At 61.7% G+C, this 21200-nt stretch carries 22 protein-coding genes and 1 tRNA gene; 13 read left to right on the top strand and 10 right to left on the bottom strand.

Annotation, left to right across the window (positions count from 1 at the left end; genetic code table 11):
* Positions 1–294, top strand: a 294-nt coding sequence (locus ACR0LD_RS18730) for a hypothetical protein (protein WP_480638425.1), incomplete at its 5' end; no start/stop codon positions are given.
* 67 nt (positions 295–361) lie between these two features.
* On the opposite strand, the gene msrQ is transcribed toward ACR0LD_RS18730, so the two are convergent.
* Positions 362–976: a protein-methionine-sulfoxide reductase heme-binding subunit MsrQ gene (gene msrQ, locus ACR0LD_RS18725; RefSeq protein WP_480638423.1), complete on the bottom strand. Its 615-nt coding sequence runs from the start codon at positions 974–976 to the stop codon at positions 362–364.
* A 4-nt stretch (positions 977–980) separates the two neighbouring features.
* Positions 981–1883 (bottom strand): protein-methionine-sulfoxide reductase catalytic subunit MsrP, encoded by a 903-nt coding sequence (gene msrP, locus ACR0LD_RS18720; protein ID WP_480638421.1) that lies wholly within the window; start codon positions 1881–1883, stop codon positions 981–983.
* A gap of 224 nt (positions 1884–2107) precedes the next feature.
* Here msrP and ACR0LD_RS18715 point away from each other — a divergent pair, with 224 nt between their 5' ends.
* Positions 2108–3091 carry a hypothetical protein gene (locus tag ACR0LD_RS18715; protein WP_480638420.1) on the top strand — a complete coding sequence of 328 codons (984 nt, stop codon included), beginning with the start codon at positions 2108–2110 and terminating at the stop codon, positions 3089–3091.
* Between the two features lie 63 nt (positions 3092–3154).
* Here ACR0LD_RS18715 and clpB read toward each other — a convergent pair whose 3' ends face one another.
* From clpB to ACR0LD_RS18700, 3 genes are all read right to left on the bottom strand, one after another.
* Positions 3155–5773, bottom strand: a complete 2619-nt coding sequence (clpB, locus tag ACR0LD_RS18710) for an ATP-dependent chaperone ClpB (protein ID WP_480638419.1) — start codon at positions 5771–5773, stop codon at positions 3155–3157.
* Between the two features lie 127 nt (positions 5774–5900).
* Positions 5901–6215, bottom strand: a complete 315-nt coding sequence (locus ACR0LD_RS18705; RefSeq protein ID WP_170368110.1) for a hypothetical protein — start codon at positions 6213–6215, stop codon at positions 5901–5903.
* 100 nt (positions 6216–6315) lie between these two features.
* On the bottom strand, positions 6316–7572 hold the full coding sequence (locus ACR0LD_RS18700) for a tetratricopeptide repeat protein (RefSeq protein ID WP_480638417.1): 1257 nt from the start codon (positions 7570–7572) through the stop codon (positions 6316–6318).
* Positions 7573–7659: 87 nt separating this feature from the next.
* Here ACR0LD_RS18700 and pyrF point away from each other — a divergent pair, with 87 nt between their 5' ends.
* Both pyrF and ACR0LD_RS18690 read left to right on the top strand, forming a co-directional pair.
* On the top strand, positions 7660–8376 hold the full coding sequence (pyrF, locus tag ACR0LD_RS18695; protein WP_480638415.1) for an orotidine-5'-phosphate decarboxylase: 717 nt from the start codon (positions 7660–7662) through the stop codon (positions 8374–8376).
* Between the two features lie 373 nt (positions 8377–8749).
* On the top strand, positions 8750–10003 hold the full coding sequence (locus ACR0LD_RS18690; protein WP_170368105.1) for a DNA polymerase IV: 1254 nt from the start codon (positions 8750–8752) through the stop codon (positions 10001–10003).
* Between the two features lie 6 nt (positions 10004–10009).
* Here the strand turns inward: ACR0LD_RS18690 and ACR0LD_RS18685 are convergent, their stop codons facing one another.
* Positions 10010–10870, bottom strand: a complete 861-nt coding sequence (locus ACR0LD_RS18685) for an N-formylglutamate amidohydrolase (RefSeq protein ID WP_170368103.1) — start codon at positions 10868–10870, stop codon at positions 10010–10012.
* 148 nt (positions 10871–11018) lie between these two features.
* On the opposite strand from ACR0LD_RS18685, the gene ACR0LD_RS18680 reads away from it, so the two are divergent.
* The 6 genes from ACR0LD_RS18680 (at position 11019) to ACR0LD_RS18655 (ending at position 14934) form a co-directional block, all read left to right on the top strand.
* A tRNA-Val gene (locus ACR0LD_RS18680) sits at positions 11019–11093 on the top strand.
* A 93-nt stretch (positions 11094–11186) separates the two neighbouring features.
* The gene (gene ykgO / locus ACR0LD_RS18675) at positions 11187–11312 is read left to right on the top strand and encodes a type B 50S ribosomal protein L36 (RefSeq protein ID WP_005648635.1); all 126 of its coding nucleotides are present in this window, start codon (positions 11187–11189) and stop codon (positions 11310–11312) included.
* A 115-nt stretch (positions 11313–11427) separates the two neighbouring features.
* The gene (locus ACR0LD_RS18670) at positions 11428–12591 is read left to right on the top strand and encodes a WD40/YVTN/BNR-like repeat-containing protein (RefSeq protein WP_480638413.1); all 1164 of its coding nucleotides are present in this window, start codon (positions 11428–11430) and stop codon (positions 12589–12591) included.
* A gap of 151 nt (positions 12592–12742) precedes the next feature.
* Positions 12743–13756 carry a Fe(3+) ABC transporter substrate-binding protein gene (locus tag ACR0LD_RS18665; protein ID WP_170368099.1) on the top strand — a complete coding sequence of 338 codons (1014 nt, stop codon included), beginning with the start codon at positions 12743–12745 and terminating at the stop codon, positions 13754–13756.
* Between the two features lie 108 nt (positions 13757–13864).
* A complete protein-coding gene (locus ACR0LD_RS18660) occupies positions 13865–14419 on the top strand; it encodes a helix-turn-helix domain-containing protein (RefSeq protein ID WP_170342880.1) in 555 nt (184 codons plus the stop codon).
* The gene (locus tag ACR0LD_RS18655; RefSeq protein WP_170361602.1) at positions 14416–14934 is read left to right on the top strand and encodes a GNAT family N-acetyltransferase; all 519 of its coding nucleotides are present in this window, start codon (positions 14416–14418) and stop codon (positions 14932–14934) included. The genes ACR0LD_RS18660 and ACR0LD_RS18655 overlap by 4 nt, the downstream gene beginning before the upstream one ends.
* Here ACR0LD_RS18655 and ACR0LD_RS18650 read toward each other — a convergent pair.
* The 4 genes from ACR0LD_RS18650 to ACR0LD_RS18635 form a co-directional block, all read right to left on the bottom strand.
* Positions 14931–15569: a nucleoside/nucleotide kinase family protein gene (locus ACR0LD_RS18650; RefSeq protein WP_480638410.1), complete on the bottom strand. Its 639-nt coding sequence runs from the start codon at positions 15567–15569 to the stop codon at positions 14931–14933. The genes ACR0LD_RS18655 and ACR0LD_RS18650 overlap by 4 nt on opposite strands.
* Positions 15566–16342: an ATP-binding cassette domain-containing protein gene (locus ACR0LD_RS18645; protein ID WP_170361606.1), complete on the bottom strand. Its 777-nt coding sequence runs from the start codon at positions 16340–16342 to the stop codon at positions 15566–15568. Before ACR0LD_RS18645 ends, ACR0LD_RS18650 begins: the two co-directional genes overlap by 4 nt.
* A complete protein-coding gene (locus tag ACR0LD_RS18640; RefSeq protein ID WP_093965462.1) occupies positions 16342–17415 on the bottom strand; it encodes an ABC transporter permease in 1074 nt (357 codons plus the stop codon). Before ACR0LD_RS18640 ends, ACR0LD_RS18645 begins: the two co-directional genes overlap by 1 nt.
* Positions 17416–17529: 114 nt before the next feature.
* Positions 17530–18498, bottom strand: a complete 969-nt coding sequence (locus ACR0LD_RS18635) for a sugar ABC transporter substrate-binding protein (protein WP_093965461.1) — start codon at positions 18496–18498, stop codon at positions 17530–17532.
* A 306-nt stretch (positions 18499–18804) separates the two neighbouring features.
* Here ACR0LD_RS18635 and ACR0LD_RS18630 point away from each other — a divergent pair, with 306 nt between their 5' ends.
* The 3 genes from ACR0LD_RS18630 to ACR0LD_RS18620 all read left to right on the top strand — a co-directional run bounded on the left by ACR0LD_RS18630 (position 18805) and on the right by ACR0LD_RS18620 (position 21192).
* Entirely contained in the window at positions 18805–19929 is a 1125-nt protein-coding gene (locus ACR0LD_RS18630) for an ROK family transcriptional regulator (RefSeq protein ID WP_480638428.1), read from the top strand.
* 259 nt (positions 19930–20188) lie between these two features.
* A complete protein-coding gene (locus tag ACR0LD_RS18625) occupies positions 20189–20530 on the top strand; it encodes a hypothetical protein (protein WP_244952491.1) in 342 nt (113 codons plus the stop codon).
* A complete protein-coding gene (locus ACR0LD_RS18620) occupies positions 20527–21192 on the top strand; it encodes a MotA/TolQ/ExbB proton channel family protein (protein WP_170372791.1) in 666 nt (221 codons plus the stop codon). The genes ACR0LD_RS18625 and ACR0LD_RS18620 overlap by 4 nt, the downstream gene beginning before the upstream one ends.
* The last annotated feature ends 8 nt before the right edge of the window (positions 21193–21200 follow it).

Genomic DNA, 21200 nt, shown 5'->3' with positions numbered 1-21200 from the left:
AGAGCCAAAAACCAGACCGTTGCGCCAATAAATCAGCGCGCCCGCCTAAACCCCAACTCAAGATGCCCCCGGTCTCTCCCAGGCGTCTCAACCGTCTTTCCAGCCCGTCAGGCCGTCCATCCGACCAACCAACACCGCCTCAGCAGCGCCGGTGAAGGGCGTTCTAAGGATAACTACAAATCACCGCAAGCAGAAAATGACAGGAATAGGAAAAAAATCGCGAAAACAAAAACTATTGTTTATTTTCAATATATTGTTGCCGTCATACCTCCCCAGAACTCAGTTTTTGCCTAGGCCTCGCAGTGAGAAATCACTCACTGTCTGACTTGCCCACATGGTTACCCACAGCCCAGCCCCCGAGTCATGCGGAATCGGCGTGCCGGGACGCCGTATTGAATGCCGGTTTGGGCAGCCGCAGCAGCAACAGGGCAAGAATCACGAACAGGTAGATCAGAGGCTCGATCTGAAAGCCCTTCACCAGCATGACGTAATGCAGCCCCGCAAGAATGGCTGCCGGGTAGACCAGCTTGTGCAGGCGCCTCCAAGCTACCCCCAGCCACCGGACCGAGGCATTGTTCGACGTGATCCCAAGCGGCAGCATCAGAACGAATGCCACCATGCCGACCGTGATGTAGGGTCGCTTTATGATGTCTGCCCAAATTTGACCTGGGTCTTGCACGTCCAGAACCAGCCAAACCAAAAGGTGGCACACCACATAGGACAGGGTCAAAATGCCGATGGCCCGTCTGAACTTCATGAGGTTCAAGCCGGTGAGCCGCCTCAACGGCGTGACCGCCAAACCCAGGATCAACAACTGAAGCGCCAGTTCCCCATATTCATGTTCCAAAGCCTCGATCGGTTCGACCCCAAGGCCACCGGTCATGCCTTGGTAGAACAACCAAGGCACCGGAACCAATCCGGCGATGTAGACCGCCCAGACAGGAACGCAGCGCAGTATCTGGTTCAGCTTGTGCATGACCTCAGTAGTATTCCCTGAGATCCATGCCGTCATAAAGCCCTGCGACCTCTTCTTCGTAACCGTTGAACATCAGTGTTGGTTGTCGCTTGGCAAACAACCCGCCGCCGATGCGACGTTCCGAGGCTTGGGACCACCGCGGATGATCCACGGTCGGGTTCACGTTGCTGTAGAACCCGTATTCACGCGGGTTGGCCATGTTCCAGCTGGTTGGCGGCTCTTCTTCGGTCAGAGTGATGCGTACGATCGATTTGATCGACTTGAAGCCATATTTCCATGGAACCACCAGGCGCAGCGGGGCACCGTTCTGATTGGGGATCGGGCGGCCATAGATACCCGTTGCCATGATCGTCAACGGATGCATGGCTTCATCCAGCCTTAGACCTTCCCGATACGGCCAGTCCAGAACCGGATATGCAACGCCCGGCATCTCGTCGGGGCGCAGCGCGGTTTCGAAGGCCACGTATTTCGCCCCCTCCTGCACACCCGCCATGTTCAGCAGATCGGCCAGCTCGAACCCGTTCCACGGCACGACCATCGACCAGGCCTCGACACAGCGGAACCGGTAGATGCGTTCTTCGATCGTCATTTCGGACATGATGTCCTGGAAATCATACTCTCCCGGGCGGTCAACCAACCCGTCGATCGTTACGCTCCATGGTTCGGTCTTGAGGGTATGGGCGTATTTCGCAGGGTCGTCCTTGCGGGTCCCGAACTCATAGTAGTTGTTGTAGGAGGTGATCTCTTCCCACGTGTTCTGCTCCAGCGCATCTTCCGCATCGGCACGGCCCGCGATCATCGCCAGTCCCGATCCGGCGAGTCCGGCCATGATCTGTCGGCGGTTCAGGAACGCCGCCCGCCGGGTCGTATCGGCATGTGTCAGGGTGTTGATCCAGCGGTGCGCCATTCCGTTCTCCGTTCATCTACAAAAATCAGCCTTGAATTAGCCTCGTTTTAGCACCGGACCAACGCAACTTGCGTCACGATTGAGAGACGGGACTGTAACGAAGCCTGCGTTGCATTCCCGTCGCGCACAGACGAACACCTGTTTGGAACGGCATCAACGGGATGGAAGCTGCACATCCGATAAGGTATCGCCGAAACAACCAGAGACTGTGTGAAGGCCGCCCCGTGTTACTGACCAAAACCATTCCTTTGTCCCTTTCGATCCTGTGGCGCTTTGCGGTGACGTTCCCGATCCTGCTCATCGGCCTTTTTCTGTACGGCGCGTTGGGTGGCGTGATCGGGTTCGTCATCGGGTTGATCCTGCCCGGAACACTGTTCATTGCAACCTTCCTGATCAGCGCCTCATCCGGCGTGATCCCGATCATGGTCGGCGCCCGGTTCGGGTTCCAGTCGAAACTGATCCGACCCGGTGTGGGCTATCGCAAGCTGATCGTTCCCGCCATTGCCTATGGCGGGGCGGAGTCTCTGGCGATCGCCCTGATTCTTGCGCCAGTGGTCGGGTTGGCCTTTGTTCAGGTCGCGCCGAATCTGGTTGATCTGACCAAGACCCAAGAAACACCGGCCCTGGACTGGCTGACCTCTGCCGGCGCGTCGGTTTCGGTGGCGGGCCTCGTCGTCACGGTTGCGGTATTCACGGTAGCCTCGGCTGCGCGGGCCAGTCTGCTGGTTCCCCTGGCTGCGGCAGCCTTGGGCAGCGACCCTGACGACCGACCCTATACGCCCTTCCGCAATCTGGGTGCCTCCTTTTGGCCGCTGTTTGCTTTGGTGGCCATCAGCTATGTATCAATGATGGTGCTTTACGTCCTCGCCTTTCTGGCCGTGGCATTCCTGGCGGGGCTACCGGCGTTGGCAACGTCCGTCACCGAAATCGAAGGCCTGTTCCGCGGTGGGGCCATCGAAAACCCGATCTGGCCTGCTGTGGCCTTGTTTCTCAGCTTTATCCTGGTCGGGCTTTGGGGGCTGAGCCTGCAATCCGCGGGCGCGGTATTGGCCTATCTGAAACTGCAGGACGGGCGCCCCAGCCGCCATATGGTGGATCCGGCCCAGCGCATGGCTCCGCCGGCACCGCCGCCATCGCCCGAGTCCGGTCCGCGCCTGAGTGCAGACGACTTGCGCGCATTGCGCAAAAGCCGTCAGAACCACGACTGATGGTGCACATGAAAAAGGCCCGCCATCTCTGGCGGGCCTTTCCTGTTGCAGCCAAACCGCAGCTTAGTGGACCACGGCCTCGTCCGGGCGCGGGCGGTCGCTGGTGCCCAACCGGTCGCCGATGATCAGACCATCGGGTCCGGCAGTTACCGGCACGGTGTCGCCATCCCGGATGTCGCCGGCCAGCAGGGCTTCGGCCAGCGGGTTCTGCAGGGCACGCTGGATTACGCGCTTGAGCGGACGCGCCCCGAAGACCGGGTCGTAGCCTTCGTTGGCCAGCCACTCCTTGGCGGCATCGTCCAGCACAAGATCGATCTTGCGCCCGGCAAGCCGCTTCCGCAGGCGGGACAGCTGGATGTCGACGATTGCATCCATGTCCGACCGCTGAAGCCGGTCGAAGATGATGGTCTCATCCAGACGGTTCAGGAACTCGGGCCGGAAATGGGCCCGGACCGCGTCCATCACGTCGCGCTTGGCCTGCGCCGTATCGGCCCCTTCGGGCAACTGGCTGAGCGCCTGTGACCCAAGGTTCGAGGTCAGCACGATCAGCGTCTGCTTGAAGTCGACCGTGCGGCCCTGACCGTCGGTCAGCACACCGTCATCCAACACCTGCAACAGCACGTTGAACACGTCCGGATGCGCCTTCTCGACCTCGTCGAACAGAACCACCTGGTACGGCCGGCGACGGACGGCTTCGGTCAGAACGCCACCTTCCTCATAGCCGACATAGCCCGGCGGGGCACCGATCAGGCGGGCGACGGCGTGTTTCTCCATGAACTCTGACATGTCGATCCGCACCATCGCGTGTTCGTCGTCGAACAGGTATTCGGCGACGGCCTTGGTCAGCTCGGTCTTACCTACACCGGTCGGGCCGAGGAACAGGAACGAGCCCAGCGGGCGGTTCTCGTCGTTCAGACCGGCCCGGGCCCGACGCACGGCATTGGCCACGGCGCGCACGGCCTCGTCCTGGCCGACCACGCGGGCATGCAGCGCTTCTTCCATGCGCAGCAGCTTTTCGCGCTCGCCTTCCAGCATCTTCGAGGTCGGGATACCGGTCCAGCGTTCGACCACGGCCGCGATCTGTTCAGGGCGTACCGTCTCCTTGGCCATGACCGCGTTGCTTTCCTGGCTTTCAGCCTCGGCCAGCTTGCGCTCCAGTTCGGGGATCACGCCATAGGACAGCTCACCGGCCTTGGCCAGGTTGCCCTCGCGCTTGGCGATCTCCAGCTCGGCACGCGCCTTGTCCAGCTGCTCCTTCAGCTCGCGGGCGCTGGCCAGCTTGTCACGCTCGGCCTGCCACTGGGCGGTCATCTCGGCGGATTTCTCCTTGAGCTCGGCCAGTTCCTTCTGCAGCGCTTCAAGCCGATCCTTCGAAGCCGCGTCATCTTCAAGCTTCAGCGCCTCTTCCTCGATCTGGAGCTGCAGGATCTGGCGATCCAACTGGTCCAGCTCTTCGGGTTTGCTGTCCACTTCCATGCGCAGACGCGAGGCGGCCTCGTCCACGAGGTCGATCGCCTTGTCGGGCAGGAAGCGGTCGGTGATGTAGCGGTGCGACAAGGTCGCGGCCGAAACCAGCGCCGAATCCGAGATGCGCACACCGTGGTGCAGTTCGTATTTTTCCTTGATGCCGCGCAGGATGCTGATCGTGTCCTCGACCGTGGGTTCCTGCACGTAGACGGGCTGGAACCGGCGGGCAAGGGCCGCGTCCTTCTCGACGTATTTGCGGTACTCGTCCAGCGTGGTGGCACCGATGCAGTGCAGCTCACCCCGCGCCAGCGCGGGCTTGATCAGGTTGGCCGCATCCATCGCACCGTCGGACTTGCCGGCACCCACCAGCGTGTGCATCTCGTCGATGAACAGGATGATCTCGCCAGCGGCGGCGGTGACCTCGTTCAGAACGGCTTTCAGGCGTTCCTCGAACTCGCCACGGTATTTCGCACCCGCGATCAAGGCACCCATGTCCAGCGCCAGCAGCTTTTTGTCCTTCAGCGATTCCGGAACGTCGCCGTTCACGATGCGCAAAGCCAGACCTTCGGCGATGGCGGTCTTACCCACACCAGGCTCACCGATCAGAACCGGGTTGTTCTTGGTCCGACGCGACAGAACCTGCATGGCGCGGCGGATTTCCTCGTCGCGGCCGATGATCGGGTCGATCTTGCCCTCGCGGGCGGCCTCGGTCAGGTCGCGGGCGTATTTCTTCAGCGCGTCATAGCCTTCTTCGGCATTGGCGCTGTCGGCCGTGCGGCCCTTGCGGATGTCGTTGATCGCCTCGTTCAGCTTCTGGGCGGACACGGCACCGGCTTCCAGGGCCTCTTTGGCTTTGGATTTGACGATGCACAGCGCCATCAGCACGCGCTCGACCGGAACGAAGCTGTCGCCGGCTTTCTTGGCGATCTTCTCGGCCTCGTCCAGAACCTTCGCGGTCTGACCGTCCAGATAGACCTGGCCCGCGTCGCCGCTGACCTTCGGGATCTTGGCCAGGGCAACATCCAGCGCCTCGACCACGCGCTCGGGCGCGCCGCCCGCACGTTTGATCAGGTTGCCGGCCAGCCCCTGGTCATCATCCATCAGTGCTTTCAGAATATGCTCGGGAGCCAGTCTCTGGTGTCCCTCGCGCAGCGCAATGGTTTGCGCCGCCTGCACGAAACCTCGTGCACGCTCGGTGAACTTGTTCAAGTCCATGGCATTCTCCTTTTCCAAGCGCCCGTTAAATTTGCGCCTGCTTGGCAGCACGCAATGGTCCGGGCCTCATGGATCAATTTGGGAAATGTTCCCGCTGCTTCAAGAGGGTAGCGGGTGAAAAAAACGCTCAGCCCCGGGGAATCGTATAGACGGTATAGCCGCCGGTTTCGGCCACCTGCTGAGCATTCTGCATTTCGCCCAGCGACTGCGCGGCGGCGCTGCCGGTGGGGCACGAGACAAGGTCGGCCGTGTGGTCCAGGAAATTGACGGTAAAGGCGGTTTCGCCGGTCAACTGGCACCAGTCATCCTCGGACCGATAGCCGCCGACCAGGTACAAATCATCGTTGGTGGGCGGCGGGGCAGCGCCCGTCTCGGGTTGTGGAGGGGCCTCCTCACAAGCGGCGAGCGCGGCCACGGCGGCCAGCGGAAATAGGTGCTTCATGGTCTGTCCCTTTGGTTCAATTTTTGGTCCTGAATGGCGGCACCATAGCACAGTTGGGCCAAAGCGGGGAAACCAGGGCCTCCCCTGCCAGCCGTGGGGGTCAATCGCCCTCGATTTCCCGGATCAGCTTTTTTGCAACGTCGTCGCCCTGCTCGGCCGCAAGACGGTAATATTTCAACGCGCCTTCGATCTCGCCCGCCTCGTGCAGCAAACGGCCAAACTTGCGCTGCGAGGCCATATGGCCAAGCTCGGCCGCCCTGCCCCAGAGCACAAAAGCCGCCTGCGTGTCCTGGGGCACGCCGTCCCGCCCGTGATAGGTCAGCGACCCCAGATTATGCAGCGCCACGACGTCATCCTCTTCGGCGGCCTGGAAATAATACTCCAGCGCCTTTTCGATATCCTTGGGATATCCGTTCTGGCCGGTTTCGTAGATCAAGCCCAGATGCACCGCGGCATCGACGTTTCCGTGATCGGCGGCCCGCTCCAGATAGTCGACCGCGCGGTCCATATCCTGTGTGACATGCGTACCGTCGCGATGGAAAATGCCCAGGCGGACCATAGAAGGATCATACCCAAAGAACGCAGCCCGTTCATAATACTCGAGCGCCTTGTCGATATCGGGCGCGACACCATCGCCGTGTTCATAGCCGTATGCCACGTTGTGCATCCCCATGGACAGGCCGGCATCGGCAGCCGCCATGTACCACCCGAACGCCGTTTCATCGTTTTCGGGAACGATCTCACCCTCGTTATAGAGCGAAGCGAGCGTGTTCATCGCCAGCCCGCTGCCTTCCATTGCTGCCAGCTCCGAAAATTCGAGCGCCATTTCCAGCTTGCCGCCTTTCATCAGCGCCCGGCCGAACGCGGCGACGACCTCGGCATCGACATTCTGGTCTTTCAGCAGCAGATCGGCACAGATCGCCATCGCATTCTCGGCGTCCATGTCCGCCCATTCCACCCCGTCGAAATAAGGCGACTGGCCCGGAGCGGCAGCGGCCATCAGGCACTGATATTCTCCATCCGAATAGTCGGGCTCGTATGGCGGATCGTCGGGGTCTGGTTCCGGCCGCGGTCGCAGGTCGGTCACAAGCAGGCGTCGTGTCTCTTCTTTGGGGGTGCTGACCTCCTCCGGTTCAGGTGAGCCTCCATTGAATTCGGCCAGTTGCTCGCGTGCAAGCTGCGAGTAAATCGGGCACTCCGCATAGACCTCGGCAAAGCTTTGGATGGCTGCCGCCGACCCGCTGTCCTTGACGTCCGCCCAGACCAGTCGGGCCTCGCCGCAATCGGTTTCGCCGGCCCAGACAGCGCCCGCCCCGGCCAAAACAGCTGCCGTAGCCATCACACCCAACCGTATCATCCTGTACTTCCCTGCGTCTTTTCTTGTCTGATTGCGCCGCACGCTCTACAGAAGCGCCGATCCCGTCAAGCCTGAAAGGTCGAAACAATGCCCAAAGCCCTGCCCCAAACCGCAGATGACCGCCTGATCGTCGCCCTCGACGTGCCCAACGCGCTGGAAGGGCTGAAAATGGCCGAGACGCTGGGCGACGCGGTATCGTTCTACAAGATCGGTCTGGGCATGCTGACCGGTGGCGGGTTGGCCTTGGCAAACGAGTTGAAGCAGGAGCACGGCAAGCGCATCTTTCTGGACATGAAGCTGTTCGACATCGGCAACACGGTCGAGAATGCCGTGCGGGGGCTGGCGCAGTTCGATCTGGATTTCCTCACCGTGCATGGCGACCCCCACGTGGTGCGTGCCGCCAAGGAAGGCGCGGCAGGCAAGGATCTGAAGATCCTGGCGGTGACCATCCTGACCTCGCTGAACCGTGACGATCTGGATGCAGGTTTGATGAAGTCCGGCGACATGCAGGACATGGTTCTGGAACGCGCGGCCCGCGCATTCGAGGCCGGCGCCGACGGCGTGATTGCCAGTCCGCAAGAGGCGGCCCTGATCCGCGCCCTGCCCCAGGCCGAAGGCCGACTGATCGTCACCCCTGGCGTGCGGCCGTCCGGATCGGACCTTGGCGATCAGAAACGCGTCGCGACACCCGCCGCCGCAATCAATGAAGGGGCCGATCACATCGTGGTCGGGCGGCCGATTTATCAGGCCGCCGACCCCAAGGCTGCAGCCGACGCCGTACTGGCCGAGTTGCGTTCGGCGTAACCTTTCGAGGGCAAGTCGCGTCAAATCACCATTCCAGAAGCACGATTTGGCCCGCAAGCGGTTGACCTTGCGTCACTTTTGGCCGCGGCCGCGCCAAATTGCCTCTGTGCCCCAAAACACACATGAAAAACACGAGTTTTGGGACCTGCTTCGTAGGCCTATCGAAATCGACATTTTTGGGCGATTCTGATCGAGAGACACTCCCCAACGGGCCGCGTCTTCCTGAGGCCCGTTACCTCCCCCCGCGAAACTGCGGGGGGTCTTCTTGTCGGCCCCACCTTTTCGTTCAATCGCTTTGCGCTGCAGCGTGCGGTGTTGTACTTTTGGCACCTCGGCCAGACTGCTCATTCACGGTGCCCGTGGAAAGGAAATGATGCCCGCTCTCTGTCGCGATTGCCTTGCCAGTCTTCACGACGAACGGCGCTGCCCCTCCTGCGGCAGCCCGCGGGTGTTGCGGCATCCAGAGCTGTTCGATCTGACCATCGCCCATATGGATTGCGATGCGTTCTATGCCTCGGTCGAAAAGCGCGACAACCCCGAACTGGCGGACAAGCCGGTGATCATCGGTGGGGGACGGCGTGGCGTGGTTTCAACGGCCTGCTATGTGGCGCGTATTCGCGGCGTGCGCTCGGCCATGCCAATGTTTCAAGCGCTGAAACTATGCCCCGATGCAGTGGTAATCAAACCGCGCATGTCCGTCTATGTCGAGGTCTCACGACAGATCCGCGCGATGATGGACGAACTGACACCGGATATCGAACCCCTGTCACTGGACGAGGCGTTCATGGACCTGTCAGGCACCCAGCGGCTGCATGGTGCGCCGCCCGCGGTGATGCTGGCACGACTGGTCAAACGGATGAAAGACGAATTGGGCCTGACCGGCTCGATCGGGCTTTCACACAACAAGTTTCTGGCCAAGGTGGCGTCCGATCTGGACAAACCGCGCGGGTTTTCCGTGATCGGCATGGCGGAAACCGCCGAGTTTTTGAACGACAAGCCGGTGCGGTTGATCTGGGGCATCGGACCGGCTGCGCAGGAGTCACTGGAACGGGCCGGCATTCGCACATTCTCGGACTTGCTGCGATGGGATCAAGAGGCCCTCACGGCGCGCTTCGGTTCGATGGGCTATCGGCTGTGGCACCTGGCCAGAGGGCAGGACAAGCGGCGCGTTTCGGCCCACGAGCCGATGAAGTCGATCAGCAATGAAACAACGTTTTTCGAGGACACCGCCAACCCCGACATTCTGGACGGCCACCTTTGGCGCATGGCCGAAAAGGTGGCCGACCGTGCGAAGGCCAAGGGGCTGGCCGGGCGGGTCGTGACGCTGAAGCTCAAGAAGGCCAACCACAAACTGCTGACCCGCCGGGTCTCATTGCGGGATCCGACACAGATGGCCGACCGCATCTACCGCACCGCCCGCGGGCTGTTCGATCAGGTCGGCGATCAAGGCCCCTATCGTCTGCTGGGCTGCGGATTGTCAGACCTGTGCGCCGAAGATCAGGCCGACATATCCGGCGACCTGCTGGACCCTGGGGCCACGCAACGCTCGAAAGCAGAGCGTGCGACCGACGAGATCCGGCGAAAATATGGAACTGATGCAATCGTGAAGGGCCGAGCGCTGCGGTAGCTCTTCTTATTCGGCGGCCAACCGTGCCGGCTGAGAACCAATTCGGGCGATATCCGCGATGACTTCTTCCAGAATATCCCTGAACGCCAGGAAATTGGCGTTGGGCTCGATCGTGTTCTCATTCATGTAGAGCGCCCGGTCGATCTCGATCTGAATCGCATGCTGATGACGGGCGGGACGCCCGTAGGTTTGGGTCACGTACGCCCCTGCAAAGGGCGTGTTGCGGGCCACGGTCAGACCGGCGGACGAAAAGGCCGCTTCGATCTGATCAACAATAACGCCCGATGCCGAGGCACCAAACCGATCCCCCAGTACGATCTCGGGACGGCGCCCCTTGGGGTTCCCGGCCATGGCAACAGCCTCGTGCGGCATCGAGTGGCAGTCGATCAAGATGGCCTGTCCGAACATGTCGATCGATTCGGCCAAAAGAGACTTCAGGCGGGCGTGATAGGGGCGCCAATAGGTGTCGATGCGCAGGCGCGCTTCGTCCATCGTAAGCTTGCCGCTGTAGATTGCGCGACCGTTGGACACGACACGGGGGATCACGCCCAACCCCGACACCACGCGCGGGTTGTGTCCCTGGCGGCGCGCGCCCAGAATCAACGCAGGATCCAGTTCCTCGGCGCTGCGGTTGAGGTCAAGGAACGCGCGCGGCATCTGTGCCGCAATCAACGGTGCGCCATGGATCGAGGCCGAAGCGAAGAGTTGGTCGACAAAGGCATCTTCGGAAGAGCGAATCACATTGCGGTTCAGAACCGAACGATCCAGAAAGCCCGGCACATAGTTCCGACCGCTATGTGGCGAAGAAAAAACAACGCACGACGTGCGTTCTGCGGGCATTTCCAAAGCGTATGCGGCGCTGTGCATGGCCTCTCCTTCTTTGCCGATAACATAGACCGGAAAATTGTTGGACCAAACCCCTTGAACCCCTTCGCGACTCCTTTTATAGACCCCTCCACCGGCGCGGAGATCCGCGCCCCGTTTCGTTATGGGGCAGGATACGCAAAGGGAAAGTGGGCGGTTAGCTCAGCGGTAGAGCACTTCGTTGACATCGAAGGGGTCACAAGTTCGATCCTTGTACCGCCCACCATCGTTTCACTGTTTCGGGTCTGACCCGGGGCACCCGCTAACCCAGGCGCTGGCCACGTCCTTGATGAAGGCGCCGCAGAATTGGAGAGAGACCATGAAGGTCAAGAACTCGCTCCGCTCGCTCAAGAACCGGCACCGCGACTGCCGGGTTGTGCGTCGCAAAGGCCGCGTCTATGTGATCAACAAGACGCAGCGCAAGTTCAAAGCTCGTCAGGGCTGAGTACGGCAAATCGCTGTTTCAAAGAACCGCGCCTCCGGGCGCGGTTTTTTTGTGCCGCGCGCCGAGACTGACCGTTCGTGTTAGGCTGTTGAAAACAGCCGGGAGCGCGAAACGGATGAAACACTCTTGCATCGACATACTGGTGGGCACCACCAAGGGTGCCTTCGTGATCATCGGAGACCCGGATCGCGCATCTTGGCGCGTTACGGGTCCGCATTGCGGCGGCTGGCCCATCAACCACGTCGTCGGATATGACGAAACCGGTACACTCTGGGCCGGCGGTGGCGGCGACTGGCACGGAGCCGGCGTCTGGCGCTCCGAGGATGGGGGCCAGAGCTGGGAGGTCACCAAGCTCACCCGGGGGCAGCAGGACGAGTGGGCCGCGAACGATCCCGACTTTGCCGAGTTGATCGGGTGGACCGGAGAAGCAGCACCGTTCGGCGACGAGTTCTCGCAGATCTGGTCGCTGCATCATACGGGCGGGGCATTGTACGCGGGAACAAAACCGGCGCGGTTGTTGGTCAGTTCGGATGCTGGGCAGACCTGGGAAACGGTCAATGGCCTGACCGATCACCCCTCAGCCGAAGACTGGTCACCGGGGGCCGCAGGCTTGGTGCTGCACACGATCGTTTCCGATCCAGACGATGCGCAAAAGCTGTGGGTGGGCATATCGGCGGCCGGAGTATTCGCCTCGGAAGACGGCGGCACTACCTGGGAGCGGCGCAACCGGCTGTCGAACGCCGAAAGTTGCGGCCATCACGACCATCCGGCCGCGCCGCGGGACGGTCAAATCGGTCATTGCGTACACAACATGGTCCGGGCGCCCGGCACCAAAGGGCTGCTGTATCAACAGAACCATCATGGTGTCTGGCGTTCGTCCGATGACGGGCGCAGCTGGGACGATATCTCGGGCGGGTTGCCGTCGACCTTTGGATTCCCAATCCACGTCCATCCCCACGATCCCAATACGATCTGGACCATTCCCCTGAATGGAGACAGCATCGGACGGTATCCGCCGGATGCGGCGGCGGCGGTCTGGAAATCGACCGATGGTGGCCAAAGCTGGACCGCTTGTCGCGAAGGGCTGCCGCAGACCAGCTGCTTTTTCACGGTTCTGCGCCAGGCGATGGCAGGAGATTGTTGCGACCCTGCGGGTGTCTATTTCGGAACCAACAGCGGCTCGGTGTTTGCAAGCGCCGACGAAGGCGAAACCTGGACCGAGATCGCCAGGCATTTGCCGACCATTTTGTCGGTCGAGACAATTCAACGCGCGCGCTAGCCATGCCTGTCCGGCGCACTTAAACACGCTGCGGCAAATTAGACCAAGTAATTTTGTCGGATTTTCTTGCATCCCACCCGGAATCGTTTAATTGAGCAAATCAGTCGGGAAATACCCCGCTCATGAGATTCGACAACCGGGACATCCACAGATGAAAACCACGAGCTTTATCGCCGCCGCACTGTCGGCCCTGATCGCCGGATCGGCCGCCGCTGAAGGCGAGCTGAACCTGTACTCCTCGCGCCATTACGACACCGACGAGCGTCTCTACACCGATTTCGAAGAAGCCACTGGCATCAAGATCAACCGCATCGAAGGCAAGGCCGACGAGCTGATCGCGCGGATGGAAGCCGAAGGCGCGAACTCGCCCGCCGACATCCTGCTGACCGTGGACACCTCGCGCCTGGCGCGGGCCAAGAACGCCGGCCTGCTGCAGGCGGTCGACAGCGACGTTCTGGAAGAGCGCATCCCCGCCAACCTGCAGGACGAAGACAACCAGTGGTTCGGCTTCTCGCAGCGCGCGCGCATCATCTTCTACGACAAGAATGACGTGACCAACCCGCCGGCCACCTACCTGGATCTGGCCGACCCTGAATACAAAGGGCTGGTTTGCATCCGGTCGTCCAGCAACACCTACAACCAGACCCTGCTGGCCTCGATCATCACCCATCATGGTGCCGAAAAGGCCAAAGAATGGGCCGAGGGCGTCGTGGCCAACATGGCGCGTGAACCTCAGGGCGGCGACACCGATCAGCTGCGTGGAATCGTGTCCGGTGAATGCGAAATCGCCGTGTCGAACTCGTACTACTTTGCACGTGCCCTGCGCAAAGACGTCAAGGGCCTGTCGGACAGCGTCGACATGATCGGAATTCAATTCCCCGCGCAGGATGCCGAAGGCGCACACATGAACCTGTCGGGTGCGGGCGTCGCGGCCCATGCCCCGAACAAGGACAATGCGGTCAAGTTCCTGGAATACCTCGCCAGCGATCAGGCACAGGTCTACTTCTCGAACGGCAACGATGAATTCCCCGCCGTCCAAGGTGTTGAGCTGGCCGAGAACGTGGCCGCTCTGGGTGAATTCAAGGCCGATGAAGTGAACCTGTCTGAAGTCGCCAAGAACATCCCCGAGGCCCAGAAGATCTTCAACGAGGTTGGCTGGAAGTAAGCCGACATCATATCGAGCAGTTGAAGGGGCGCAGCACAGGCGCCCCTTTTTATTTGATTTATTTATGCTATGTTTCTCATTATCGAAACTGATTCTCGGATATGAGACATGCTAGACAACCTGTCCAGCCGCCTCGCCCGCCACCTGAGCGACCTGCGCCGCAGCCGGGGCTGGTCGCTTGAACAACTCGCTCAGGCCAGCGGGGTCAGCCGGGCCACCCTGTCGCGCATGGAGAAGGCCGAGGTCAGCCCGACGGCCGAGAATCTTGGCCGATTATGCGCAGCCTACGGGCTGCCTATGTCGCGCCTGTTGATGATGGTCGAGGACAGCTTCGACCCCAAAGTTCCTTACGAACGGCAGATCGAATGGCGCGACCCCGAAACCGGGTTCACGCGCCGGTCGGTGTCGCCCCCCTCGGCGGGGCTGACGGGCGAGGTTCTGGAATGTCACCTCCCACCCGGCACAACGATCACCTATGACGCACCGCCTCGTCCCGGGCAGGAGCATCACTTGATCGTGCTGGATGGCGCACTGACCCTGACCGTTGATGGAACGTCCCATGCGCTGAACGGGGGTGATTGCCTCCGCTATCATCTGTCGGGCGCGACCCGCTTTGAAACCGAGGCGTCCCGCGGCGCCCGCTACATTCTGGTGCTGATATGATTACACGCCTGACCGAAACGACTTTTGACCAGGCGGTGGAGGATCTGGCGGATATCCTGCATGGCTGCGTGCATACCGGCGCCAGCATAGGGTTCATTCTGCCGTTTTCCCGTGACGCCGCGCGCGCCTATTGGCAGGAGCGCGTGCGCCCGGGGCTGTCAGCCGGAGAGCTGGATCTTTTCGTGGCCTATGGCGACGGACGCATCCAAGGGACGGTTCAGCTGATTCCGGCTGCGATGCCCAACCAGCCGCACCGCGCCGATGTGGCCAAGCTGCTGGTGCATCCCGACGCACGGCGGCGCGGGCTGGGCCGCGCCTTGATGCACGCGCTGCAAACGCGCGCCACCGAACTAGGCCGGATCCTGTTGGTGCTGGACACGCGCAGCACCGACCCGTCGCGCATCCTGTACCAGAGCCTGGGCTTTGAAACTGCCGGAGAGATTCCCGGCTATTGCCGCAACCCGTTCGAACCCGTGTTCGAACCCACCACCTACATGTACAAGGCGCTGGGCTAACGCAGCACCAGGTCGGCAGCGCCCGAGTTCTGCACCACGCGTCGGGCGTTGGGAATGTCATTGGCAAAGGCTCGGCGCTCGGCTTCGTCGCGCGGCAGGCCCAGCCCGATCCAACGGTCCAGCAACCGCGCCTCGAGTGTCGGCAGGGGCACGTCCAGAAACACGGTCAGCGCCCAGTGGTCGCGCAGATCGTTCCATCCCGGTTCGTCCAGCAGGAGATAGTTCCCTTCGACGATCACCACCTGCTGGTCGCGGGTCACGAACGAACAGGCTGCGATGGACTTGTCGAGCACGCGGTCGAATTCGGGCACGGCGACCTCGTCTTCGGCCTGAAGGCGGCGCAACAAGGCGTGAAAGCCCGGCAGGTCGAATGTCTCGGGCGCACCCTTGCGCGGTAGCAGATCGCGTGCCGTCAGGATCTGGTTGTCATAGTGGAAACCATCCATCGACAGCAGCCCGGTCGGAATGCCGCGCCCCTGCAGCGCCTGTTGGGCAAGAGCGGCCACGGTGGATTTCCCCGCACCCGGCGGCCCGGCCACGGCGACAAGGTGGCGCGCTTCGCCTCTCGCCAGCCCGGCTGCGGCGTCGGCGATCCGCTCGGCCAGCGCCTGTGGCGATGACCCTTCGGCCGTCATGCCGCGCGATCCTGTTCCGGGGGCTCTTTGGCGCCCGTCATAAAGGCCACGGCATCGGACATGGTGTAGTCCTTGGGGTCGATCACGCAGAGCCGCTTGCCCAACCGATGCACATGGATGCGGTCGGCCACTTCGAACACATGGGGCATGTTGTGGCTGATCAGAATGATCGGAATGCCACGCGATTTCACGTCCTGGATCAGTTCCAGAACCCGCCGGCTTTCCTTGACGCCAAGCGCCGCAGTGGGTTCATCAAGGATGATGACTTTGGACCCGAACGCCGCCGCCCGGGCCACGGCCACACCCTGACGCTGTCCACCCGACAGAGTCTCGACCGCTTGGTTGATGTTCTGGATCGTCATCAGCCCCAGTTCGTTCAGCTTGTCGCGGGCGAACTTCTCCATCGCCGGACGGTCGAGCATCCGGAACACCGAACCCAACGGTCCCTTGCGCCGGATCTCGCGCCCCATGAACATGTTGTCCGTGATCGACAAGGCGGGCGACATGGCCAGCGTCTGGTAGACCGTTTCGATCCCGGCTTCGCGCGCGTCGATGGGCGAGTGGAAATCGACCTTGAGCCCTTCCAGCCAGATCTCGCCCTCATCCGGGGCGACGGCACCGGAGACCGCCTTGATCAGGGTCGATTTACCCGCCCCGTTGTCGCCGATGACGGCCAGGATCTCGCCCGGCATCAGGTCGAAATCGCAGTGATCCAGCGCCGTGACCTTGCCATAGCGTTTGACTAGGTTGCGCCCTTTGAGAATGGGTTCCATCACGCTGCTACCTTTCTGATCCACTGGTCCACGGCCACGGCGGCGATGATCAGCATGCCGATAAGAAGGAAAGTCCACTGCGCATCCGCGCCCAACAACCGCAGTCCGAGGGTAAACACGCCAACGATCAGCGCCCCAAACAACGAGCCCAGGATCGATCCGCGCCCCCCGAACAATGAAATGCCTCCGATCACGACGGCGGTGATGCTTTCGATGTTGGCCAACTGCCCCGAGGTGGGCGAGACCGAGCCGATGCGCCCGATCAGCGCCCAGCCGGCAAAGGCGCAGATCAGCCCCGACAGCATGTAGACCGACATCAGCGTGCGATGCACATTCACGCCCGACAGCTCGGCCGCCTCGGGGTCGTCGCCCACGGCATAGACATGGCGCCCCCACGCGGTATGCCGCAGCGCATAGGCCAGCACCAGGATCAGCACCAACATGAAGATCACCCCGACCGTGAACACCGCCCCGCCGACATTGAACTTGGCGCCGAACAGCTGAAGGATCGGGGCGTTGGCCTCGATTTCCTGCGACCGGATGGTTTCATTCTGTGAATACAGGAAGTTGGCGGCCAGTACGATCTGCCACATGCCCAGCGTCACGATGAAGGGTGGCAGCTTGACCCGGCTGACCAGGAACCCGTTCACCGCGCCGATGGCGGTCCCGATGGCCAGACCGCACAGGATCGCCACCGTGGGCGGCAGACCATAGCGGAAGGTGAACTGGCCCATCACCACCGAGGACATGACCATGATCGCGCCCACGCTAAGATCGATCCCGGCGGTCAGGATCACAAGACTCTGGGCGGCGGCGACGATGCCGACGATCTGCACCTGTTGCAGGATCAGGGTCAGTGCGAATGGCGAAAAGAACTTGGCCCCAAGCAAGGCGCCGAAAATCAGGATCGCCGCGACCAGAACGATCAGCGGCACCAGCGACGGGTTCACATGCAGAAAGTGTTGGACTGTCCCCATGAACCCGCGGTGGTGATCTTCGAATTCGGCAACTTGTTCCGGGCTGCCTTTGGCCGCGGCTTCGAAGTCGTCGGACTGTCTCGATGTGTCGGACATCAGTGAGGTTCCCCCATGCGTCAAGCTCCCGTCTTGGGGCGACTCTAGCAAAATTTCGGGTGAGGTCGTGGTTCAATTCAGGGGCCGCGCGCTGCGGCCCCTGAAGGGTTCAGATCAGCCCCAGCAGAGGTCCATGCCCTCTTTGACCGAGATCGACTCGACGCCATCGGCCGGCTTGTCCGTCACCAGCGCAACACCGGTGTCATAGAAGTCCTTGCCGGGTGTGTTCTCGGGCTTCACGCCCTCGTCGGCCCATTTCTTGACCGCCTCGACGCCAAGCGACGCCATCAGCAGCGGGTATTGCTGCGAGGTCGCACCGATCACACCGTCGGCCACGTTCTGCACACCGGGGCAGCCGCCGTCGACCGAGACGATCAGCACGTCGTTTTCGCGGCCGATGGCCTTGAGCGCCTCATACGCACCCGCGGCGGCGGGTTCGTTGATCGTATAGACCACGTTGACCATCGGGTCCTTGGCCAGAAGGTTCTCCATGGCTTTGCGGCCACCCTCTTCGTTCCCGGCGGTGACGTCATGGCCCACGATGCGCGGGTCGGTTTCGTCGCCCCATTTGTTCGGGTCGCCCAGGTCGATGCCGAACCCCTGCAGGAAGCCCTGATCGCGCAGCACCCCGACCGAGGGCTGGCTGACTGCCAGATCCAACATCGCGATCTTCGCATTCTGGGCTTCGTCTCCCAGCGTGGCCGCGGCCCATTTGCCGATCAGCTCGCCCGCCAGAAAGTTGTCGGTTGCGAAAGTCGCGTCCGCCGAGTCGATCGGTTCGAGCGGTGTATCCAGCGCGATGACCAGAACACCGGCGTCGCGCGCCTGCTGGACGGCCGGAACGATCGACGAGGTATCGGATGCGGTCAACAGGATACCCTTGGCGCCGTCCAGAATGCAGGTCTCGATCGCCTGCACCTGTGTCTCATGGTCGCCGTCGATCTTGCCGGCAAACGCCTTGAGCGTCATGCCCAGCTCTTCGGCCTTGGCGGTGGCCCCCTCTTTCATCTTCACGAAGAAGGGGTTGGTGTCGGTTTTGGTGATCAGGCAGACCGTGTCCTGCGCGGCGGCAGCGCCTGCCATGGCTGTAAAGGCCAGCGCGGTCGCGCCGGCAAATGCTGAAATCTTCAAGGCTTTTCCTCCCAATATCTCCGATACCCGACGGGCATCTAAGGAATCCGAACGGAATTCTGCCGGCTCCCATGTGTAAAACCATCCGGTGATTCTCGGGTTCTGTCAATAAATAAATCACTCTTATTTATTATTGACACTGGGTAGGCGCATCCACATTCTTGACTGAAGGAGGAGCGGCCCGTGCCCGAGGAACAATCAGCGCAGAGCAATCCGCCCGAGCGTGTTTCGACCGTGCGCGGGACGAACCAAAGTGGCATGCGCGCCCACAACGAGCGACTGGTGCTGTCGCTGGTTCGCCGGCACCAAGCGCTCGCCAAATCGGAGCTGGCCCGCATGACCGGATTGTCGGCGCAGACTGTGTCGGTGATCATGCGCCAACTGGAAAGCGATGGGTTGCTGCTGCGGGGCGAGCCACAACGTGGCAAGGTTGGGCAACCCTCCGTGCCAATGCGCCTGAATCCGGATGGGGCCTATTTTCTGGGGCTGAAGGTCGGCCGCCGCAGCACCGAGCTGGTATTGACCGATTTCCTGGGCAAAGTACGGGATCGCGCGCGAGAGACCTATGACTATCCCACCCCCGGTGCGACATTGGATTTCGCCACGGGCACATTGGACCGGATGATGCACCAGATGCCGGAAGCATCGCGTGACCGGGTTGCCGGGTTGGGCATTGCGATGCCCTTCTATCTCTGGGATTGGGCGCAGACCCTGAATGTCCCACAAGAAAGGATGGATCCATGGCGCTCAGCCGATCTGCAAGCCAGTCTTTCCCAAGCGCGAGACATCCCCGTCTATTTGCAGAATGATGCCACCGCGGCTTGCGGGGCAGAGTTGGTGTTCGGGCCATCCGAAAGGCCGCGGAACTTTCTGTATTTCTACATGGGGTACTTCATTGGCGGGGGAGTCGTCCTGAACGGCGTCATTTTTTCCGGGCGCGGGAATGCAGGCGCCTTGGGTCCGTTGCCGGTTCCCGTCGGCTCGGGCGAAGTCAAACCCCTGATCGATGTCGCCAGCCTGTGCGTGCTTGAGCAGAAGCTTGTCGCCGCAGGGCTGGTTCCCTTCCACATGTGGGAGACCCCGGACCATTGGGCCATGCCGGACACGCTTCTCGAAGCATGGATGGACGAGGCCGCGAAAGGTCTGGCCTATGCGATCCTGTCTTCCTGCAGCCTGATCGACTTTGAAACGGTGAAAATCGACGGCTGGATGCCCGAGAGCGTTACCGCGCGCTTGATCGAACGTGTCGAGACGCATCTCTCCCGGCTGAACTTTACCGGGCTCGAGCAGCCCTCGGTTCTGGCCGGGTCGGTGGGTCCGGATGCCCGCGCCCTGGGGGCAGCCAGCCTGCCTCTGTCGGACAGATATCTTGTCGAAACCTGAGCGACAGCCGCGAACCTCCAAGAGTATTGGCGAGGTTTCGCCTGACGAACGATCACAAAGCCCCCGCCAACCCTTCCCCGTACAGACGGTCTAAGATATCACAGACACGGCGCCAGCACTGTTTGGCGGGCTGCAGGTACCACGTGTTCAGAATGAGGTTCTATCATTGAAACTGCGTCACCTTTTACCCGCCCTTATCGCATGTTCAGCCCTCCCCTTTGCGGCCAGTGCGCAATCATCTGACGCCGATGGCGCAGGGTTGTCACTGGAACTCAACGCGGCGCAGGATGTAGGGCAGGCCTGTCGGCTGTCATTTCTGATCACCAACGAAACCGGACAGGCGATCGACAAAGCCGTTTTCGAAACCGTGATCTTCGACACGCAGGGTTCGGTGATCAAACTGTCATTGTTCGATTTTCGGGATTTGCCGCAGGACCGCCCGCGTGTGCGCCAGTTCGACCTGCCTGACAGACCATGCGCAACGGTCGGGCGCGTTCTGATAAACGGAGCCAGTTCCTGCGTAACAGGCGGTTCCGAGAGTGATCTTTGCAATTCGGCCCTGTCGGTGACCAGCCGCTTGGAAATGGAGCTTTTGGGATGAACATCTTCAACGCGCTTGGCCAGATCCTTGCATTGGGCGGGCCAGTAGTGGCGATCCTTCTTGTGATGTCGATCCTGACCGTGGCGGTATCGATCTACAAGCTCTGGCAGTTTGCGGCCTGTGGCGTCGGCCGCCACAGGGTGCTGTCCCAGGCATTGGCGGCCTGGGATGCCGGAGACCACGACACTGCGCGCGAGCGTCTGGCCGCCAGCAGCAGCTACCTTGCCCCGATCGTGGGTGCGGCAATGAACGCCCCGGATACGGCGGGGCTGGACGAACGGCTGGACGCCGAAGCCGGACTGGCGTTGGCCGGGCTCGAGCGCGGTTTCCGGCTTTTGGATACGGTCGCGCAGTTGGCCCCCTTGCTGGGGTTGTTCGGTACGGTTCTGGGCATGATCGAAGCGTTCCAAAGCCTGCAGACGGCCGGGGCCGGTGTGGATCCGTCGCTGCTGGCTGGTGGGATCTGGGTTGCGCTGGTGACGACTGCGGTGGGTCTGGCGGTTGCGATGCCCACATCCATGGTCCTGTCCTGGTTCGAAAGCCGCACCGCGCGCGAGCGGGTGTTCGCAGACAAGGCCTTGCGCACGATCCTCGTACCGACCCAGGCGCTGCCTGCAGCAACGACAAGCACCGCGTTTGTCGCCGCGCCGGGACATGCGTAACGCGGCCC

It is taken from the genome of Ruegeria sp. BF8 (assembly GCF_056538625.1).
This window is presented reverse-complemented; position numbering and strand designations above follow the sequence as displayed.

What these genes read in the sequence shown, in the direction of transcription:
- ACR0LD_RS18685 (WP_170368103.1), bottom strand. Translation starts at nt 10,870, where the DNA reads ATGCACAGCGCCGCATACGCTTTGGAAATGCCCGCAGAACGCACGTCG.
- ACR0LD_RS18650 (WP_480638410.1), bottom strand. Translation starts at nt 15,569, where the DNA reads ATGACGGCCGAAGGGTCATCGCCACAGGCGCTGGCCGAGCGGATCGCC.
- ACR0LD_RS18700 (WP_480638417.1), bottom strand. Translation starts at nt 7,572, where the DNA reads ATGATACGGTTGGGTGTGATGGCTACGGCAGCTGTTTTGGCCGGGGCG.
- ACR0LD_RS18690 (WP_170368105.1), top strand. Translation starts at nt 8,750, where the DNA reads ATGCCCGCTCTCTGTCGCGATTGCCTTGCCAGTCTTCACGACGAACGG.
- ACR0LD_RS18665 (WP_170368099.1), top strand. Translation starts at nt 12,743, where the DNA reads ATGAAAACCACGAGCTTTATCGCCGCCGCACTGTCGGCCCTGATCGCC.
- pyrF (WP_480638415.1), top strand. Translation starts at nt 7,660, where the DNA reads ATGCCCAAAGCCCTGCCCCAAACCGCAGATGACCGCCTGATCGTCGCC.
- msrP (WP_480638421.1), bottom strand. Translation starts at nt 1,883, where the DNA reads ATGGCGCACCGCTGGATCAACACCCTGACACATGCCGATACGACCCGG.
- ACR0LD_RS18705 (WP_170368110.1), bottom strand. Translation starts at nt 6,215, where the DNA reads ATGAAGCACCTATTTCCGCTGGCCGCCGTGGCCGCGCTCGCCGCTTGT.
- ykgO (WP_005648635.1), top strand. Translation starts at nt 11,187, where the DNA reads ATGAAGGTCAAGAACTCGCTCCGCTCGCTCAAGAACCGGCACCGCGAC.
- ACR0LD_RS18670 (WP_480638413.1), top strand. Translation starts at nt 11,428, where the DNA reads ATGAAACACTCTTGCATCGACATACTGGTGGGCACCACCAAGGGTGCC.
- clpB (WP_480638419.1), bottom strand. Translation starts at nt 5,773, where the DNA reads ATGGACTTGAACAAGTTCACCGAGCGTGCACGAGGTTTCGTGCAGGCG.
- ACR0LD_RS18635 (WP_093965461.1), bottom strand. Translation starts at nt 18,498, where the DNA reads ATGGCAGGCGCTGCCGCCGCGCAGGACACGGTCTGCCTGATCACCAAA.
- ACR0LD_RS18655 (WP_170361602.1), top strand. Translation starts at nt 14,416, where the DNA reads ATGATTACACGCCTGACCGAAACGACTTTTGACCAGGCGGTGGAGGAT.
- ACR0LD_RS18640 (WP_093965462.1), bottom strand. Translation starts at nt 17,415, where the DNA reads ATGTCCGACACATCGAGACAGTCCGACGACTTCGAAGCCGCGGCCAAA.
- ACR0LD_RS18660 (WP_170342880.1), top strand. Translation starts at nt 13,865, where the DNA reads ATGCTAGACAACCTGTCCAGCCGCCTCGCCCGCCACCTGAGCGACCTG.
- ACR0LD_RS18620 (WP_170372791.1), top strand. Translation starts at nt 20,527, where the DNA reads ATGAACATCTTCAACGCGCTTGGCCAGATCCTTGCATTGGGCGGGCCA.
- msrQ (WP_480638423.1), bottom strand. Translation starts at nt 976, where the DNA reads ATGCACAAGCTGAACCAGATACTGCGCTGCGTTCCTGTCTGGGCGGTC.
- ACR0LD_RS18645 (WP_170361606.1), bottom strand. Translation starts at nt 16,342, where the DNA reads ATGGAACCCATTCTCAAAGGGCGCAACCTAGTCAAACGCTATGGCAAG.
- ACR0LD_RS18630 (WP_480638428.1), top strand. Translation starts at nt 18,805, where the DNA reads ATGCGCGCCCACAACGAGCGACTGGTGCTGTCGCTGGTTCGCCGGCAC.